A 16,224-nucleotide genomic window follows, 5' to 3' on the forward strand; every position below is an offset into this window, starting at 1 on the left:
AGGGTATCGCGACGGGCAGGGTTGGGTCCGATGGGGGATGCTGCTGAAGAGCCGGCCGGAACGGGCCGGGAGGGGGCGCGCCTGGGAGTGGCCCCCCGCGTTGAACGCTTCGATTGGGATCCGTCGTGGCGCAACGATGCCGCTTTGTTCGTGATCCTCGCCGTTTTGGGAACCGTCGCCAGCTACATTAACGTCAACATTCCCCACACCGAAGTCTATTTCGACGTGCGGTATGCCTTCGGCTATCTGGGCTTCGCGGTGCTGCGGCGCTGGTGGCTGGCGCTGGCGCTGGGCCTTCTGCTGGCATCGGTCGGGCCGCACAAGGTCCCGCTCCTGACGGCCTTTCTGGCCAATCTGGTGTACGTCCTGCCCATCTTGGTGACCATCAGGCTAGTTCACGGGCATCTTCTGGAACGCCCGCGCTCGCTGTTGGCCTATGGGGCCGGCTTCATGGTCCTGATCCTGGCCTGTTATCAGGTCTTCATGATGCCGGTGATCGGGCTGGTGCTGGCCTGGCTGCGCGACGCGCCCTTGTGGGCTGGGATGGTCGAGTTCTGGAGCGCGCAGCCGTGCCTGGTCGAGTCGGTCATGGTCGGTGTCATTGCCACCGCCGGAGCGATGGTTCTGCGCGGCTATCGGGAGATCGCCCACCGCGAGCACGAACTCGACGTGCTGCAGGAATCCATCGGTGAGGCGGTCGTGGCCACCGACACGGCGGGTCGGGTCACAAGGATGAACCCTCAGGCCGCGATGTTGACAGGCTGGCGCCCGGCGGACGCCTCCGGGCGGGCGCTTGTCGAGATCATGACGCTGGTCAACAGCCATACCGGTGCGCGCGTTGAGTCCCCCGTCGCCAAGGTGTTGGCGGCGGGACGCACCGTCGGTCTCGCCAACCATACAACGCTGATCTCGCGAGATGGCGTGCATCGTCAGATCGCCGACAGCGCGGCGCCGATCCGGGATACCGACGGTGAGTTGCTGGGCGTCGTGATGGTGTTCCGGGATGTCAGCGATGAGTACGCCGCGCGCGAGGCCCTTGAGGAGAGCAATCGGCAACTGGATCTGGCGATCGAGTCCGCCGGTTTGGGCATCTGGGACTGGGACGCCAAGAGCGGACAGGTGCAACTGCGCGGCTGGCAGGCGCGTCTGTTCGGGTTTCCCGTGGACGTACCCCATGTCCCGGTGGAGGTGTTCCAGGAGCGGGTGCATCCCGAGGACTGGGAGGCGACATGGGCGCTGGCGCTGCAGTCTCGCGATGCCGGAATCGGCTTCGACTGCACGTTTCGCGTCATCCGTCCGGACGAGACCATGATTTGGGTGCGGACGCTCGGCAAGGCGATCCACGACGATCACGGACACATCGTGCGGGTGATCGGGACCGCCCAGGACATCACAAACGTCAAGACCGCCCAGGATCAGTTGCGCGATAGCGTGAACGCCCTGACGCGGTCGAACACGGAACTGGAACGGTTCGCCTACATCGCCTCGCACGATTTGCAGGAACCGATCCGCAACATGGTGGCCTATTCGCAGCTTCTCGGGCAGCGTTACGGAGACCGGCTCGACGGTGACGGCCGCACGTTCCTGGCGTTCATCGAGGACGGCGCCAAGCGCATGCAGGCCCTGGTTCTCGACCTTCTCGACTACTCCCGGGTTTCCAATCGGCAGCGGCCGTTTACCAAGGTGGACATGGCGGACGTGATGGTTGCCGCTCGGAGCAATCTGGCCGAACAGATCGCCGCCGCCGGGGTGCACGTCAGCGTCGGCCCAATGCCCATGGTGCGGGGCGACTTCGTCCAGCTTGTCTCGCTGATGCAAAACCTGATCGGCAACGCGGTTAAGTTCCGGACCCCGGGGCGGAGGCCGGAGGTCTCTGTCTCGGCGCGCGAGACGCCGGAGCATCATGTCATTGAGGTGCGCGACAACGGTATTGGCATCGCGCCCGAACATGCCCAGCGGATCTTCGAGATTTTTCGGCGTCTGCACACCGTTCATGAGTATCCCGGGACCGGCGTCGGTCTGGCGCTGGCCAAGCGCATCGCGGAGTGCCACGGTGGTGAACTGTCCTTTGACAGCACGCCGGGCGAGGGGAGTTGCTTCCGCGTCGCGCTGCCGCGTCAGGACGATGGCGACACGCATTGACGGGCGGGATCACGCTTCCAACCGTGCCTTGATCGCGAGCAGGTCGCGCCACGCCAGCCGCTTGGCTTCCGGGGTCCTCAGAAGGTAGGCGGGATGGAAGGTCGGCATGGCGGCGATCTCGTGTTGGCCGCCGGCCGGTTGATGGGCGCGCCATTGGCCGCGCAGCCGGGTGATGCCCTCCGTGGCGCCGAGCAGGGTCGAGGCCGCCAGCCCACCCACCAACAGCAGCACCTTGGGGGCGATCAACGCCACATGGCGTTCGATGAACGGCACGCAGACGGCCACCTCGGCCGGGGTCGGCTTGCGGTTGCCGGGGGGGCGCCACGGAACCACGTTGGTGATGTAGGCGGTCGAACGGTCGAAGCCGATGGAGGCCAGCATGTCGTCGAGCAGCCGTCCGGACACGCCGCAGAACGGCCGTCCCTGTCGGTCCTCGTCGGCGCCCGGCGCCTCGCCGACGACCATCAAGGCAGCGTCGGCGGCACCCTCGCCGAAAACGGTGTTGGTCGCCGTGACCTTCAAGGGGCAGCCGTCGAACCCTTCCAGGACCTGACGCAGTTGGTCGAGCGAATGCGCCCGCGCGGCCGCCGCCGCCGCGCCCTCAGTGGCGGCGGAAGGGGGCGCGGCTGTGGGAGCCGGTGGCGACGGCGCGGCGCGTGCCGTGGGCGAGGGAGCCGCTCGGGGTCGGGCCTGTTCTGCCCGGCGCGCCTGACGGGCGGCGTCGGCGGCGAAGCGGTCAACGGGCGTCTCCCCGACGCACTCGTCCGCGCCAACGCCATCGTACCAGCGCAACAGGGCGATGTCGTCGAGGGCCTCGGCGAACACGGTCATGGCCTAGAAATCCAGATCCGCGTAGTGCGGCACCGGGCGCAGACCGGGTTCCGAATCGGCCAACAGCGACCGGAAGCACGGGCGGCACTTCAACAGCATGTACCATTCCTTGGCCGCCGGGTGTTCGTCCCACGGCACGTCGCCAGCGTAGTCCACCAGCGAGAGATGGGCGCCGGCGATCAGGTCGGCGAGCGTGAGACGATTGCCGGCGAGCCAACGGGTGGCCTCCGTCAGCCAGGCGATGTACTGGAGATGCATATGGATGTTCGCGCGGCCCGCCCGCAGCGACCGCGAGTCCGGCGTCCCATTGCCGAGCAGGCGCAGCGCCAGTTTCTGCCCCGCAAGTGGATCGGTCACCTCCTGACCGAAGCGCCCGTCGAACCAAGCCACCAGTCGGCGCACTTCGGCCCGCGCCACCGGGTCGGCGCCCAGCAGCGGCGGGTCCGGATACGCCTCGTCCAGGTATTCGGCCACGGCGAGCGTTCCGGCGAGGGTGGCGCCGTCCTCCTCCACCAGGACCGGCACCTCGCCGGCCGGGTTCAGAGCCAGGAACGAGTCGTCGCGGATCCACGGCGTCACGACGCGGAGATCGGCCTCCAGCCCCTTCTCGCCCAGGACCAGACGGGCCAGCCGCGCCCCCGGATACAGCCAATGATGATATAGTGTGCGCATGCGCCCGAGTGTAAGGAGACAGGCCCCACGAGGCCATGGGAAAGTCGCGGGGACGCGGTCGCGCCGTTCGGCGCTTCGTGAAACGCCGGTGGTGAATCTGATGTCGCTGTGCCAGCATCTGTTTGCGGCTCGTGATCCGACGGTGTCAAGCGGAGCGAGCGGGATCGACAGGGCGGCGGGCAGAGGAAGTCTCGGACGGTGACAGAATGAGTCGAGACCAGGGCTTCCGTTCCATGAACGACCCCGTCGGAGGTGGCCGCACCACAGGATTTCCCGATCCCCGCTCCCGCTCCGTTGCCGTGCTGTTGACGGCAGTGGTGGCGTTCGGGCCGGTCTCCACGGACCTGTATCTGCCGTCGCTGCCGGCGATGGTGGAGGCCTTCGGCACCACGGTAAGCCGTGCGCAGCTCACCCTGTCCATGTTCATGGCCGGGTTCGCCATCGGCATGCTGATCTACGGTCCCCTGGCCGACCGCTTCGGGCGTCGGCCGGTACTGATCGGCGGGGTGTCGGTGTACGTGCTGGCCTCGCTCGCCTGCCTGATGGCCGAGAGCATCGACGGTCTGATCGCGGCCCGGTTTTTCCAGGCGCTGGGCGCCTGCTGCGGCCCGGTGATCGGCCGCGCGGTGGTGCGCGACATTTACGACCGCAAGGAGTCGGCGCGCATGCTGTCGGCCATGGCCTCGGCGATGGCCCTGGCCCCGGCCATCGCGCCGATCATCGGCGGCGGCCTGTTCACCCTGTTCGGGTGGCGGGCGAACTTCGTGCTGCTGGCGCTGTTCGGGGTCGGGGTCTTGGCGGCGGCGTGGCGACTGCTGGGCGAGACCAGCCGGCACAAGGACCCCGGCGCGACGCAGCCCGGACGCGTTCTGGTGACCTTCGCCATGTTGCTGCGCAGCCGGGTGTTTCTGGGATATACCCTTGTCGTCGCCTTCGGGTTCGCTGGCCTGTTCTCGTTCATCAGCGGCTCGTCGTTCGTGCTCATCGACGTGCTGGGCTTGGCCCCGGCGCTGTTCGGGTTCGCCTTCATGGCGGTGATCGTCGGTTACATCCTGGGCGCCTTCAGCGGCGGACGGTTGAGCGGACGGATCGGCTTGGACCGCCTGATCATGGGCGGTTGCGTGCTGACGATGGTGGCCGGGGGCGCGGCGGCGGTGCTGGCGTGGGCCGGGGTGCAGTCGGTGGCGGCGCTGGTTCCCTTCATCAGCGTCTTTTTCTTCGGCACGGCCTGGATCATCCCGCTGGGAACAGCCGGGGCCATGAGTCCGTTTCCGCATGTCGCCGGCGCGGCCAGTTCGCTGCTGGGGTTCATCCAGATGACCATCGGAGCGACAGCGGGCTATCTGGTCGGGGCGCTCCACGACGGCTCGACCCGTACGCTGACCACCATCATGGCGCTGATGGGGGTCTGTGCGCTGGGGATGTCTGTTGCGCTTGTGCGCCGCGCGCCCGCGCGTGCCGCCTGACCGGAACACCCCGCGCCGGCCGGCGGTCAGGAGACTTCGGCGAACGCCCGAACCGGGAAGGCCGCGGCGTCGCGCACCTTGAGGGGGATGGCGTAGAACCGGAATCGGCGGCCGCGCAGCGCCTCTAGCCCGCGCAGGTTCTCCACGATGTGGATGCCGGCGCCGAGGAACCAAGTGTGCGCGGGCCGTTCGAGGTCCGCCGGGTTGTCGGCGTTCAGGGCATCGACGCCGAACAGGCGGGTGCCCGCATCCTTCAGGTAGGCCAGCGCGGCCCGGTCCACATAGGGATAGGAGAAGTAGGTCTCCTTGCCCCAGTGGCGGTCCCAGCCGAACTGGATCAGGACCGCCCTGTTTTTCAGGTCCGGGGCCGGCGGCAGGTCCGCCACGCTCAGCGGCCGATCGGGGGTCGCCCCCCGGCCGTCGATCACGATCCCGTCGAGGATCAGGGAGGACAGCGGCAGGCCGGCGATGTCGGTGGCGTCCGGATAGCGGTGGCGGGGCGCGTCCAGATAGGTGCCGATGGAGGTCTGGAAGCGGACCTCCGTGATCTCGAACGAGGCCTTGCCGCCGTAGTTCGGTGCCGATTCCGCGTGGGTCAGGAACGGCCGGACGGACGCCGTGAAAGCGCGCACGGTCCCGTCCGGCGCTTTCATGCGGAACCCCGGCATGCCGTCCTCGAAGGTCTGGGTCAGGTCGATGATCTCGCCCATGCTGGCCCTCACGTATCTTCGTCCGCCGTCGCCTCGATGGCTTCCATGTCCTCGTCCGAGAAGCCGAAATGATGCCCGATTTCGTGGATCAGCACATGGCGGATGACGTGGGTGAGATCCTCGCTGGTCTCGCACCAGTAATCGAGGATCGGGGAGCGGTACAGAAACACCCGGTCATGGTCCTGCACCACCTGGGCGAGGCTCTTCTCCGGCAGGGAGACGCCCTGGTACAGCCCGAGCAGGTCGTAAGGGCTCTCCAGGTCCATCTCGGCGCAGGTTTCCTCGTCCGGGAAGTCCTCGATATGGATCGGAACGCCCTCGACTGCCTGGCGCAGCGGCGCGGGCAGGCTGTCCAGCGCCTCGCGCGCCAGATCCTCCAGGTCGGTCAGGGTGGGGGGCGTGGTGAACCGGGGGGCGTCGCTCATGGGTCCGGGTGTCGGCAGGGGGTTGATCGGGTGCCGGAGACCTCCAACGTCCCGGATCTAGCATAAGGAGGCAGACATGTCCGCACCCCTGAACAACACCGCGCGCGCCGAGGCCCTGGCCGGGCTGTCCGGCTGGGCACCCGTGGAGGGCCGCGACGCCATCCACAGGACCTTCACCTTCGCCGACTTCAACGAGGCGTTCGGGTTCATGGCCCGGGCGGCCCTGGTGGCCGAAAAGGCCGACCACCATCCCGAATGGTCCAACGTCTACAAGACCGTCGCGGTCACCCTGTCGACCCATGACGCTGGCGGCGTGACCGAGAAGGACATCGCGCTCGCCAAGGCCATGGACGCCATCGCCGGGTCGTGACGCGCGGGGCTCAGCGTGCCGCCAGCAGGCGCACCCCGAACAAGACGAACAGGGTGCCCGCCAGCGTCTCGATTGCGCGTTGGGCGCGCCGGTAGGCGCGGCGGGGGCCGTCGTGTCCCAGCGTCCAGGCGACCGCGCCATACCACAGGGCGGACAGGCCGACCATGAGGGCGACGATGGCCAGCCCAAGCCCGATTCCCGGGTCCGGGGGCAGGACGGCGGCCATCAGGCTGGCCACGAAGAGGGCGCTCTTGGGGTTGGTGACCACCGTCAGGAAGCCGCGCGCGACGGCGCGGTGGGCCGGTCCGGGGGCCGATGCCGTCTTGGGCGCAGAGCCGGCCGGGGGGCGCGCCGCCCACAGCAGGCGCAGGCCGAGCCAGATGAGGTACGCCCCTCCGACGGTCTTGAGGACCAGATAGGTCCAGGGCACTGCGGTGAACATCACGCCCAGGCCGAGCACGCCGACGCCGCCCCAGATCGCGGTGCCGATCACGATGCCCAACACGCTCCAGGCCGCCGCGCGACGCGAGGCCGTCAGCGCCGCGTGGGTCACGACCACGAAGTTGGGCCCGGGCGTGACGACGGCAAGGCCCCAGAGCAGCGCGACGGACAACAGCGTGGAGAGCATGGCGCGGTTCCTGACGACGGCATGTCTTGCAGGGCCTTGCGCGGGCGTTCCGTGGCGGTACGACGGTTGGCCCTTGACGCGGCAGCGGACGTTCGACAAGTTTGCCAGCCTTCGGACGTCGCTGGCCAGCGGTATGACCGGATGGGGCGTAGCCAAGCGGTAAGGCAGCGGGTTTTGGTCCCGCGATCCCAGGTTCGAATCCTGGCGCCCCAGCCAGTCAATCAGCGCCAGTCAATCAGCGTCCCGGCCCACGTCGCCAAGGACATCCCTCGATCCCCACATCCGCCATCCAAGCAGGCGAGGGGATCACGAAACCCACGAAAACGAAACTGTGGCACTCGTCTTCCGAAGACGGCGGCCAAGGACTCTCTCACCCCGCCTTCGGCAAGCCCAGGGCGGTACACGGCGTCAGAAGAAGCGCCGATAGATCCATTTCGGAATCGGGTAGGGTCTGTCGTTGAGGATCACCCCGGCCAGCGGTCGTGGCAGGCTCTTCAGGGTTTCCGCGCCCTGCTCGATCACCGGGCGGCGGGTCTGGGCTGCCCGCACGACCATCACAAGAGTATCCAGCAGCGGCGCCAGAGTCTGAACAGCATCGCGATGCTGCAACACCGGCGGCAAATCGACCAGCACCAAGTCGAACTCGTGACGGGCGGCTTTCAGCACGTGGTCGATCCGGTTGACGGCATCGCCGGACAATCCAAGGTCCCCGGATTCGCCGACCCCCTGCCCGAAACTGAGCAGGAACTGCTGCGGTGAATCCGGAAGAGGAAGGTAGGTCGGCTCTCCGAGGTTCCTCTCGGTCGCGGCCATTTTCGCCGCTTTTCGGCCCAGGCGTTCGCCCCGCATCACGGACTGGGTGAGATCACGGTTGCTGGGGTTGGCGTCGACCAAGAGCACCCGCGACGCAGGGCGATAGTCGACGAAGGCCCGGGCCAGAGCGAGGGTGACCGTTGTTGTTCCCTCACGTGGTTGTGAGGCAACCACCCCCACCACCCCGTGGCCCTGATCGATATAGGTTTTTGTTAGAGTTCCAACGACTTCCGTTACGGCCATGTTGGTTGCCCTTCAATTGGGTCGGACGGATGCGCCCTCCGGCCTGAGGACTGCCGTATGAAAAAGGCAAACAGCACCGCGAGCCTGATTCCAACGGCAATGGTGAAGACCCAGGCCAGTCCCGGTGCGCTGAAGTCTTCGAGGACGAAGTACCCCAGGACCAGGATGGCGAGCTGGGCAATGCTGGACGCAGCCAGCGGCATATCCCGCCCGGTCAGGAAAAAGCCCGATTGGAGCACCATGAGCAGAAGCGTAAACGGCAGGCCGACGGCGAAAGCCCGCCCCAAGTGAGTGAGGGTCTCGGTCTGTTCCGCCGTGACCCGCCCGGCCAGGGCCAGGAGATCGGCGAGCACAGGGGCCAAAAGGAAGACGGCTACGCCGACCAGCAATCCCAGGGACGCAAAGACGGGCAGCGCCTTCACCAGAAAACCCCGGCCGTCGTCGCCGTCGTCGCGGACCCGGCGCGACAGAGTGGGTAGCAAGATGGTTCCAATGCCTCGTATGAGGAGGGCTGGCGCGCTACGCGCCATCCGGTCGGCAACATTGAACAGCGTCAAGCCGCCGGTCGGCAGCGTCGATGCCAAGGCATTCAACAGCACCTGCTGGCCCCATTCCAGCGAGTGCATCACACCCTGTGTCCGAACGAGTTGCCGGAGATGGGCCGGAATTCCGCCGGGGTAGAATGGCCTTGGGCGGAGCAGACACGGGAACACGGCGCGGTCATTGAGCAGAATGACAAACAGCAGCCGCGCGACCGCACCGATGACCATCGCCCAGGCAATGGCTGTGACGGTTCTCCATTCCGGGATCGCGAGGGCCCCCAACGGCGCCAATTTCCATAGAAGTTGGGCGAACTCAAAGCCGTAGAACCTATGGCGAGCGTACAGTACACCCGTCAGCAGGCCGGTGAACAGAGTCAACGGGAAGATCGGCGCCAATTGCGCCAGCAGGCCGGCGGCGGCCTCGGCTGTCGTCGCGGACAGGCCGGGTGCGCAAACCGCCACCAGGAGGTGGGGGGTCAGCCCGGCCAGCCCGGCCAGCAAGCCGCCGAGCAGCAGCAACCAGAAACTCATGAAACGCAGGTAACTCGTGCGATGGGCGGCTTCGCTCTCATCACCCGACACCAGATAGGGCACGGTCACCTGAGCGACGATAAAGACCATGATCTGCCACACGCCAACCGGGAGGAGCATGGCGGCGAACAGGGCGTCGGTGCCGGCGTCGGCCCCCAGCAGAATGGCGATCAGCAGGGTGGTGGCGAGGCCGGACAAAGATTCGATCACCTTCAGCCCGCCGATGACGAGCCCCTTCCGGATCAGCGCGAACACCTCAACGCGCCCCTTGGTAGATGCTCTGCGGCGGCAGAACCCAGGGGGGGCCGGACAGGGGCGCGTCGGTTCGATCAGCCAAGTTCAACACGGGGTCCAATACTGCCACATCCGCTAGGTCAATCCCGTCCAGCGACACCGACACGGGCAACCAGCCTTTGTTGATGAGAAACAGCGTGCGTTGCGCTCCGTTCACGGCGAATACCCCCTCGACCATCGGATGGTCGGTGTGCACCGCTCGCAGCGTGGCACCGCGCATGGCCGTGCCCATGGCCTGCATCACCATGGCCTGAGGTTTGGCGCTCCAGTCGCTCCGGAACAGTCCCTTATCCCGCAGCGGCCCGGTGTCAAGAGTCTGGAAGTAATACAGCGCCTTCGCCAGGCCGGTGTTTGCCACGTTGGCGATCACCGAGGACCACCACACCCCCGCGATGCGGCCGTCGAACAACCCGGCGTCGGACAATCCACCGACGCGGTTGGTCGCTCCGATAATGATTTCCTCTTCCTGGCCGTCCGTGTCGTGCGTTCGGATCAGCTCGCGTGTGCGGTGGAGCCCCTCAGCGTAAAGGTTGGTGTCCTCCAACTCGAAGATCTCGTACATGTTCCAGACGATCACATCAATGGCGGCATCTTGGTGATCGAGAACGGCCTCAATCCAGGGCCAGTCGATCAGAGTTTCCGAACTAACGGATCCCAGCGCCGGCGCCGCAAGCGGCACCGATTCGCCAATATCAGTGGCCTCAAGTCCATCGATGAACGCGTCCAGGGCGACCAGATAGTCGTCTAGGTCACGGTAACGTGCGCCATTCCACCCTAGGTTTGGCTCATTCAAAACCTGTAAGGCCAAGGTGTCCATAGGCCGTCCCGTTTCGCGGTGCACCGCCGCCAACTCGGTGCCGGCCCATTTCCCGGCCGCCTCAAAGGCAGCCGCCAACGGCCACCCCATCAGCGTATCGCTCACACTCCGCATGACAACGAGGGAAAACACATCAGCGCGCGGAGCCAACCTCTCTGGGTGCGAGAAACGATCCGTCTCTGGATCGCCGCGCTGATGCAGGAATATCTTGTCGGCGCTGACGCCGTGATCCAGGATTTGTCTTTCTCGCGCGTTGCCCGGCGGGCCCAAATGCCCCACCGAGCCCAAAATGGGCGGGCGTAGGGCCGTCATTCCGATGGTTGCCCGAACCGCAACCGGTGCCGGGTCTTCGAGGGTGAAAAGGTCGGTGGGACGGATCGCCAAGCGGTTCGGCACGCCTTCCAGCCAGAACGCCACATCGTTTCCCAGCAAATCGACCGACCAAACCCCCGGCGCCGGGTCGGACACCCGCTGCGTACTTGGCACGAACTCGTCAGGTTCTTCGTCGGGGGTGAAATAGGTCGCGATCTCCGGGTCAACCGTGACGCCGTTCGTCAGGTCGCTGTGCGACCAGCCATCTCTGGCCATGCGCGCTCGAAAGCCGTCCGGACCCTGGATTTCGGCCACGCCGTCGCTCGCGCGCAACCCAACGCGGTTGTTGAAGGCGGCGGTGAAGGCGTCGGTGCCGCTGGGTACGGTGAAATAGGTCCGCGTGGTGTGTGGCAGGCGCAGGGACGTCTGGTAAAGGAGTGGCTGAAACGCGGTCTTGGCGCCCGACACGTTGACCTCGGCCATGTAGCTGCGCTTCAAGTGCAGGACATGAAGGCCCGGCGAACTGAGCCTGATGGTTTCCGTCGTGCTGAGGGTTCGTGACGTATCCAGCCTCTGGAGGACGCGCGCGTCCGGCCCAAAAAGGGTCACCGCCTCGGCCCAGCCGTAAACCGGAGCAAGGGTCACCGTGAGATCGGCCACGGTGCCCGGTTCGACAAGGATAAGCACCTTGCCACCGCGCAGGCCGGCAAGTGTCGTTTCGGCGCCAGCCGATGGGAAGGGCGCTGAGATGAGTGCGGCGAAGAACGCCAAAAGCGACATGAGCGCCTTTCCCTCGCGCAAAAAGCGCGCGAACAATATCGAACAGTGCTTCATGTCGACTCCTCCCGTCAGAAGGTCAATCCAGGCCCGGACTGCTAAACGGAGGCCCTTTGCGTCCCCATTGACGTCAAGGCACCTGAGTGGCCGTCTGGTTCGGGTGTTTTCGCTGTCGCGGACGGGCGATGACCGGTGTGTTGCGCGTGATCTTCCGTGTCAGGACCGGCTTGCGAAAAAGCCGAATGATCTTGACTCCTTCGAGCGTGTCGCGCGAGCCCAAATAGGAATGGAAGGCCACTGCTTTCTTGTTTTCGACATTGATGTAGGAAAAGAGCGTTTTATAACCGGCCTCGTAGTAGTGGCGCATGACAGCCCAGGCGGCATGGTTGGCTAGGAAGCCGCTGCGCCGGTCTTTCGAAACAAGAAAATCGAACCCATATATCTCGTCGTCTTTGAGTTCGACCTCCATGTTCATATAGTTTTCAAAAAAACTCTTCCTAGCGATCCATATATAGCCGATGACTTCATCATTGTTCAAAAGCAGCCACCCGTCTAGTCCATCACGTTTTAGTCGTTCGCGACAAAAGGTCGTTTTTCCCGGATAGGTAGAAGTGACGCGATTCAGGTTCGAGTCCGTAATTTGTTCTATGGTTACGCCAGCATATCGCCCCTGTGACGTCTTTGAGTAGAGGTCCACTCTGACTTCAGCGAGAACCTCGCTGCCAATCACTTTGTGTCGGAACTGGGCCAGGGCACGCCCAAAAAAATCACTCAGACTTTTCTTACGGAACCTAGACATTACTGGCCTCTCCGTTTGGATGTCGCCAGGGCGGCGCACAGAAAATCGTCCCACCGCCCCGCGCCGGTGGCGCCGTCGAAGTAGTCCGCCCGACGTCTGGCCGCCGAAATCAAGCGTTCGGCTAGGGCTCCGTCCTCTAGGATCCGGTCGATGGCTGCCGTCATCATGCGCTCGGCGGCAAGGGGCGGACCGTCGGGGGATGACCAAGTTTCGCCTACAGGCGGTACCATGACGGCACTTTCGCCAACCTCGATATCTTCGGCAACGGAGTCAAGTCGGCTGCCCGGGGCCAGGATCTCACGCGGTCCGGACTTACAGTCCGCGGATATGATCGGTGTCCCGCAAGCCAGCGCCTCAAGCAGGACCATCGGCATGCCCTCGTACAGGGACGGCAGCACGAACAGATCGGCCCGCCTGATCCAGCTAAACGGATTGCCCTGGAAGCCCACGAACATCACCTGATCAGCGACGCCAAGATCGGCCGCGTAGCGTTCAAGTTCGGCCCGCATGGGCCCGTCGCCGAGGATGATCAGCCGCCCATCCTCTCGAACGCCCGACTCCGCAAAGGCCCGGATCAGGTGCCAATGCCCCTTTTGCCGCACCAACCGGCCAACGGTGATGATCGTCTTCCCGGCGACGAAGGCATGCGCCGCACCCTCCGGTATGGGTTCCCGGGACGCATTTTCGAGGCTCGACACGTCAACCGAGTTGGGGATCACCGCCAAGCGGTCGCGCAACGGCGGGCAACGTTGGGCCACGTCGTCGGCCGAGACCTGGGAGACACAAACCACATGGCCAACCGTTCGCGGTGCCAAGTGGCGGTACAGCAGGGTGGCGGCCAGACGCTTCACGGCCGTCTTGTTCGGCAGACTGGCGCTCAGGTAGTTGTGGACCGTCATGACCTTGACCGCAGACATGGGAACCAGGGCCACGTAGACGTTGGCGCGCTCCATATGGGCGACCACCACGTCGTATCGGTGCCGCCGCACCAACCGCCACAAGCGAACCGCGACCACAGGCCCGGCCAGAATCTTTTTCCAGGTAGCGCCAGCCACCGAAACCCTCGACAGGTATTCCACCGCCACGCCTTCCGGTGGGGCGATGACGGTCTCCTGGTCGCAGGCGATGACCGTCACGTCATGGCCGAGAGCCTGGAGGCCACCGGACAGGGAAAGCACGATCCGTTCCGCTCCGCCGCCCCCCAACGACGCGATCAGCATGGCGATTTTCATGTCGCAGCCTCCAGGGTGCCGTCGATCAGGTTGAGATAGCGGTCTGCCATGGCATCCATGGTAAACGTCTGGCGGACCCGAGCCTGCCCGTCGGCCGCTTTCGCCAGCGCCGCGTCCGGCGCGCCGACCACCGCCGCCAAGGCGTCCGCCAGGGCCGCCGGGTCTCTTGGCGGGACCAGCCAGCCATCGTCACCGACCACGAGGGGCGTTTCGCCGACCGCCGTGGCCACCACGGGGAGGCCGGCCGCCATCCCTTCCAGCAGGGCCAGGGAAAGGCCCTCGGTTAGGGATGGAAGGATAAATCCGTCGTAGGTCGCAAGCAGACGCCCGACATCGTTGCGCATCCCCAGCAGGCCGATCTGCCCGCCGAGCCCATGGTCCGAGATCAGGGCCTCCACCTGGGGCCGCAGCGGGCCATCCCCCACCAGATCGAGGCGGACCGCGATCCCGGAGTCGCGGAGATGCGCCATCGCGGCAACGAGAACATCCTGTCCCTTTTCCTCCGACAACCGGCCGACACACACGAAGCGCGGCGGGTCGGCCATGGGGCGAGCATCGCGCCCCTCAATGCCGGCCATGGTGATCCCGTTGGGGATGATGACCAGGTCGTCGCGGCGATGCCCGTGTGCCAGCAGGTGATCGGCCACCGAACGAGAGACACAGACATGTCGGCTGATCGCGCCGGCGCGGAACCGCTCCATCAGGCGCCGTTTCAGCCCGTGCCCGCGGTACGTCTCGCCACCGTGCGCCTGCAGGAACGGACCCCGGTAACCGGCCAAGGCGGTCGCAAGGCGCGACCACAGTCCGGCGGAACTCAGTCTTGCGTGGATCAGGGCCGGCCGGAGCCGGCGAACCAGACCCGCCAGGGCGATCACGCGACCCAGCTTCGACCGGTTGGCCAAGCTGACCACGTCAACCCCGGCGGCCTGGATCGGCGTCAACAGCTCGCCGCCCATCAGCGTCACCAGAACATGCTGGTAACGCTCTTCGGAGCGCGCCTTCAGGGTCCGGATCAGCATTGCCAGCAGTCGCTCCTCGCCGCCCGGGTTGAGGTGTTGGATAACGTGCAGAACGACCGGGAGCGCCGGCTCCGTGGCGGCGCTACCCGGTTTCGGGGCTCCGGTAATCGCGCGCCGAAATCCGGGCAAAAGCGAGAACCAGCCAGAATGACTTATTAAGGAGGACATGCACGAAAAGCCCCATAGCCAGTGTCGAAATGAGCGCCGCCAAAACCGCAGCATAGAAGGCGACCTCAACGAGCGGTGCTGGTCGGAGAACCGGCCGCGCACACTTCGCTAGGATCATGGCAAGGGCGGTCAAAAAAAGAACCGTGCCGACCAAGCCGTTCTCGGTCAGAACCTGTAAGTAAAGGTTGTGCGGCATCCGTTCGACGCCGTAAAGAAAGGGCAACGATTGAAACTCCGGTTTGGCATGCAACCACGCGAAGGTGCCCGGTCCCGATCCAAGGAGAGGGTATTTCTCAAATATTCGCATTCCAACGTCAATGTAATTGGCGCGACGAAGCAATGAAAGTTCTGTTGCTCTTTGCCCGTCCCCAAACAGGTTGCCCAGAGATGCCAATCTTTCTACGTACTCGGCCGGCAGCACGAATGGTAAAAAGACGAGGCTGGCCACAAGCCCAATGACGTGGAATGGCGTGATGTGACGCCACAGCAGGAGCACGGGAGCGGCCATCCCCACCGCCAGCGCGAGAAACGCCGAGCGCGAGAACGTCATCACAATCCCACCCAGCAGGATGGCTGTGCAGGCCAGCCAGAACAGGCGAACCAACGGCTGAGACGGCTGAATCACCCGCGCCGCGCTCAGAAAGGCCGGCAGGAACAGGATCAACGCATAGTCGTTGGGCGACTGCGTGGTGGCGCCCGTGATCCGGGTCAGGCTGTCATCGGTGAACGAAGAGAACATGTTGCTGCCAGTGGACGACCCAAACAGTCCAAGGATAACCGACAGGACGGACGGAAGGATGACGGCCAATTCGAGACGCAGCTTAAACCGCGGCCAAAGTTCCGCGTATCGGGTAATAAAAAAATACAGAAGTGCGACGCTGACCAGTCTTCGAATCGTTCCTAGGCTTCCTAGGACGTTCACGGAAAACGGCACCATAATAATTGCGAATACAACAAACAAAGCCAAAAATTTTTCTTCGGTCGAGAGCGGCAGTAGGGTGAGCTTCCCGGATGCCAACTGAATAACGTAGGCAGTCGCGACAATCGGAAATAGCAGTTTGAACAGCGACAACGTTGGTCCGGCATTCGGCAACTGGGCGAAAAAATCCAGCGGAATGAGGGCCACCAGGAGCAAGAGTGTATGATCCGGGTAGCGAAGGCAGATCAACAAGGCGATCAACCCGGCCGGCAGGCCGAACAGCAGCAAAGGCACTGTCGGGTCCACATATCCCGACACGAACGCCGTGACCGAGAACAGCAGGGCGGTCAGGAGGACAAGGCTCGTCTGTCCAAACGACGCACTCACGGGGTCCGCCTTTCGACCGTTGCCTCGCCAGAGGGCGCATCAGCGTCAAGTGTGCCCATACGCAGAACAGGCGCTGCAGTCACAGTCACCGCCAAACGGGTCATGAGCCACGGCAACCGGTAGACTG

General features: G+C 65.0%; 15 protein-coding genes and 1 tRNA gene. 4 read left to right on the forward strand and 12 right to left on the reverse strand.

Annotation, left to right across the window (positions count from 1 at the left end; genetic code table 11):
- The first annotated feature begins 87 nt into the window (after nt 1-87).
- The gene (locus tag BLS85_RS08780) at nt 88-2,142 is read left to right on the forward strand and encodes a sensor histidine kinase (protein ID WP_218128351.1); all 2,055 of its coding nucleotides are present in this window, start codon (nt 88-90) and stop codon (nt 2,140-2,142) included.
- Between the two features lie 9 nt (nt 2,143-2,151).
- Here BLS85_RS08780 and BLS85_RS08785 read toward each other — a convergent pair whose 3' ends face one another.
- Both BLS85_RS08785 and BLS85_RS08790 read right to left on the reverse strand, forming a co-directional pair.
- Nucleotides 2,152-2,973, reverse strand: a complete 822-nt coding sequence (locus BLS85_RS08785; protein ID WP_092785316.1) for a uracil-DNA glycosylase — start codon at nt 2,971-2,973, stop codon at nt 2,152-2,154.
- A 3-nt stretch (nt 2,974-2,976) separates the two neighbouring features.
- A complete protein-coding gene (locus tag BLS85_RS08790) occupies nt 2,977-3,645 on the reverse strand; it encodes a glutathione S-transferase family protein (protein ID WP_092785318.1) in 669 nt (222 codons plus the stop codon).
- 233 nt (nt 3,646-3,878) lie between these two features.
- Here BLS85_RS08790 and BLS85_RS08795 point away from each other — a divergent pair, with 233 nt between their 5' ends.
- The gene (locus BLS85_RS08795) at nt 3,879-5,111 is read left to right on the forward strand and encodes a multidrug effflux MFS transporter (protein WP_092785320.1); all 1,233 of its coding nucleotides are present in this window, start codon (nt 3,879-3,881) and stop codon (nt 5,109-5,111) included.
- A gap of 26 nt (nt 5,112-5,137) precedes the next feature.
- On the opposite strand, the gene BLS85_RS08800 is transcribed toward BLS85_RS08795, so the two are convergent.
- Both BLS85_RS08800 and BLS85_RS08805 read right to left on the reverse strand, forming a co-directional pair.
- Complete coding sequence (locus tag BLS85_RS08800; protein ID WP_218128353.1) at nt 5,138-5,833, reverse strand: cyclase family protein; 696 nt, start codon at nt 5,831-5,833, stop codon at nt 5,138-5,140.
- Nucleotides 5,830-6,246 (reverse strand): metallopeptidase family protein, encoded by a 417-nt coding sequence (locus tag BLS85_RS08805; RefSeq protein ID WP_092785324.1) that lies wholly within the window; start codon nt 6,244-6,246, stop codon nt 5,830-5,832. The genes BLS85_RS08800 and BLS85_RS08805 overlap by 4 nt, the downstream gene beginning before the upstream one ends.
- A gap of 76 nt (nt 6,247-6,322) precedes the next feature.
- Between BLS85_RS08805 and BLS85_RS08810 the strand changes: the two genes are divergently transcribed.
- The gene (locus BLS85_RS08810) at nt 6,323-6,616 is read left to right on the forward strand and encodes a 4a-hydroxytetrahydrobiopterin dehydratase (RefSeq protein WP_092785326.1); all 294 of its coding nucleotides are present in this window, start codon (nt 6,323-6,325) and stop codon (nt 6,614-6,616) included.
- Between the two features lie 10 nt (nt 6,617-6,626).
- Here BLS85_RS08810 and BLS85_RS08815 read toward each other — a convergent pair whose 3' ends face one another.
- Complete coding sequence (locus tag BLS85_RS08815) at nt 6,627-7,244, reverse strand: LysE family translocator (protein WP_092785328.1); 618 nt, start codon at nt 7,242-7,244, stop codon at nt 6,627-6,629.
- 142 nt (nt 7,245-7,386) lie between these two features.
- On the opposite strand from BLS85_RS08815, the gene BLS85_RS08820 reads away from it, so the two are divergent.
- Nucleotides 7,387-7,460, forward strand: a tRNA-Gln gene (locus tag BLS85_RS08820).
- A 192-nt stretch (nt 7,461-7,652) separates the two neighbouring features.
- Here BLS85_RS08820 and BLS85_RS08825 read toward each other — a convergent pair.
- From BLS85_RS08825 to BLS85_RS08855, 7 genes are all read right to left on the reverse strand, one after another.
- The gene (locus BLS85_RS08825; RefSeq protein ID WP_092785330.1) at nt 7,653-8,300 is read right to left on the reverse strand and encodes a cellulose synthase operon protein YhjQ/BcsQ; all 648 of its coding nucleotides are present in this window, start codon (nt 8,298-8,300) and stop codon (nt 7,653-7,655) included.
- On the reverse strand, nt 8,291-9,628 hold the full coding sequence (locus BLS85_RS08830; RefSeq protein WP_176793524.1) for a lipid II flippase MurJ: 1,338 nt from the start codon (nt 9,626-9,628) through the stop codon (nt 8,291-8,293). The genes BLS85_RS08825 and BLS85_RS08830 overlap by 10 nt, the downstream gene beginning before the upstream one ends.
- A 1-nt stretch (nt 9,629) precedes the next feature.
- Nucleotides 9,630-11,630, reverse strand: a complete 2,001-nt coding sequence (locus tag BLS85_RS08835; protein WP_092785334.1) for a hypothetical protein — start codon at nt 11,628-11,630, stop codon at nt 9,630-9,632.
- 73 nt (nt 11,631-11,703) lie between these two features.
- The gene (locus tag BLS85_RS18690) at nt 11,704-12,372 is read right to left on the reverse strand and encodes a GNAT family N-acetyltransferase (RefSeq protein ID WP_143027140.1); all 669 of its coding nucleotides are present in this window, start codon (nt 12,370-12,372) and stop codon (nt 11,704-11,706) included.
- Nucleotides 12,372-13,604, reverse strand: coding sequence for a glycosyltransferase (locus BLS85_RS08845; protein WP_092785338.1), 1,233 nt, complete (start codon nt 13,602-13,604; stop codon nt 12,372-12,374). Before BLS85_RS08845 ends, BLS85_RS18690 begins: the two co-directional genes overlap by 1 nt.
- Entirely contained in the window at nt 13,601-14,791 is a 1,191-nt protein-coding gene (locus BLS85_RS08850; RefSeq protein ID WP_281242521.1) for a glycosyltransferase, read from the reverse strand. Before BLS85_RS08850 ends, BLS85_RS08845 begins: the two co-directional genes overlap by 4 nt.
- Entirely contained in the window at nt 14,706-16,097 is a 1,392-nt protein-coding gene (locus tag BLS85_RS08855) for an O-antigen ligase family protein (RefSeq protein WP_092785342.1), read from the reverse strand. The genes BLS85_RS08850 and BLS85_RS08855 overlap by 86 nt, the downstream gene beginning before the upstream one ends.
- Nucleotides 16,098-16,224 lie beyond the last annotated feature (127 nt).

It is taken from the genome of Rhodospira trueperi, assembly GCF_900101965.1.
Classification (GTDB): Bacteria; Pseudomonadota; Alphaproteobacteria; order Rhodospirillales; family Rhodospirillaceae; genus Rhodospira; species Rhodospira trueperi.

Bases quoted from the DNA above. Each gene is read 5' to 3' on its own strand.
- BLS85_RS08785 (WP_092785316.1), bottom strand. From the start codon at position 2,973: ATGACCGTGTTCGCCGAGGCCCTCGACGACATCGCCCTGTTGCGCTGG.
- BLS85_RS08790 (WP_092785318.1), bottom strand. From the start codon at position 3,645: ATGCGCACACTATATCATCATTGGCTGTATCCGGGGGCGCGGCTGGCC.
- BLS85_RS08795 (WP_092785320.1), top strand. From the start codon at position 3,879: ATGAACGACCCCGTCGGAGGTGGCCGCACCACAGGATTTCCCGATCCC.
- BLS85_RS08805 (WP_092785324.1), bottom strand. From the start codon at position 6,246: ATGAGCGACGCCCCCCGGTTCACCACGCCCCCCACCCTGACCGACCTG.
- BLS85_RS08810 (WP_092785326.1), top strand. From the start codon at position 6,323: ATGTCCGCACCCCTGAACAACACCGCGCGCGCCGAGGCCCTGGCCGGG.
- BLS85_RS08815 (WP_092785328.1), bottom strand. From the start codon at position 7,244: ATGCTCTCCACGCTGTTGTCCGTCGCGCTGCTCTGGGGCCTTGCCGTC.
- BLS85_RS08825 (WP_092785330.1), bottom strand. From the start codon at position 8,300: ATGGCCGTAACGGAAGTCGTTGGAACTCTAACAAAAACCTATATCGAT.
- BLS85_RS08835 (WP_092785334.1), bottom strand. From the start codon at position 11,630: ATGAAGCACTGTTCGATATTGTTCGCGCGCTTTTTGCGCGAGGGAAAG.
- BLS85_RS18690 (WP_143027140.1), bottom strand. From the start codon at position 12,372: ATGTCTAGGTTCCGTAAGAAAAGTCTGAGTGATTTTTTTGGGCGTGCC.
- BLS85_RS08845 (WP_092785338.1), bottom strand. From the start codon at position 13,604: ATGAAAATCGCCATGCTGATCGCGTCGTTGGGGGGCGGCGGAGCGGAA.
- BLS85_RS08850 (WP_281242521.1), bottom strand. From the start codon at position 14,791: ATGTCCTCCTTAATAAGTCATTCTGGCTGGTTCTCGCTTTTGCCCGGA.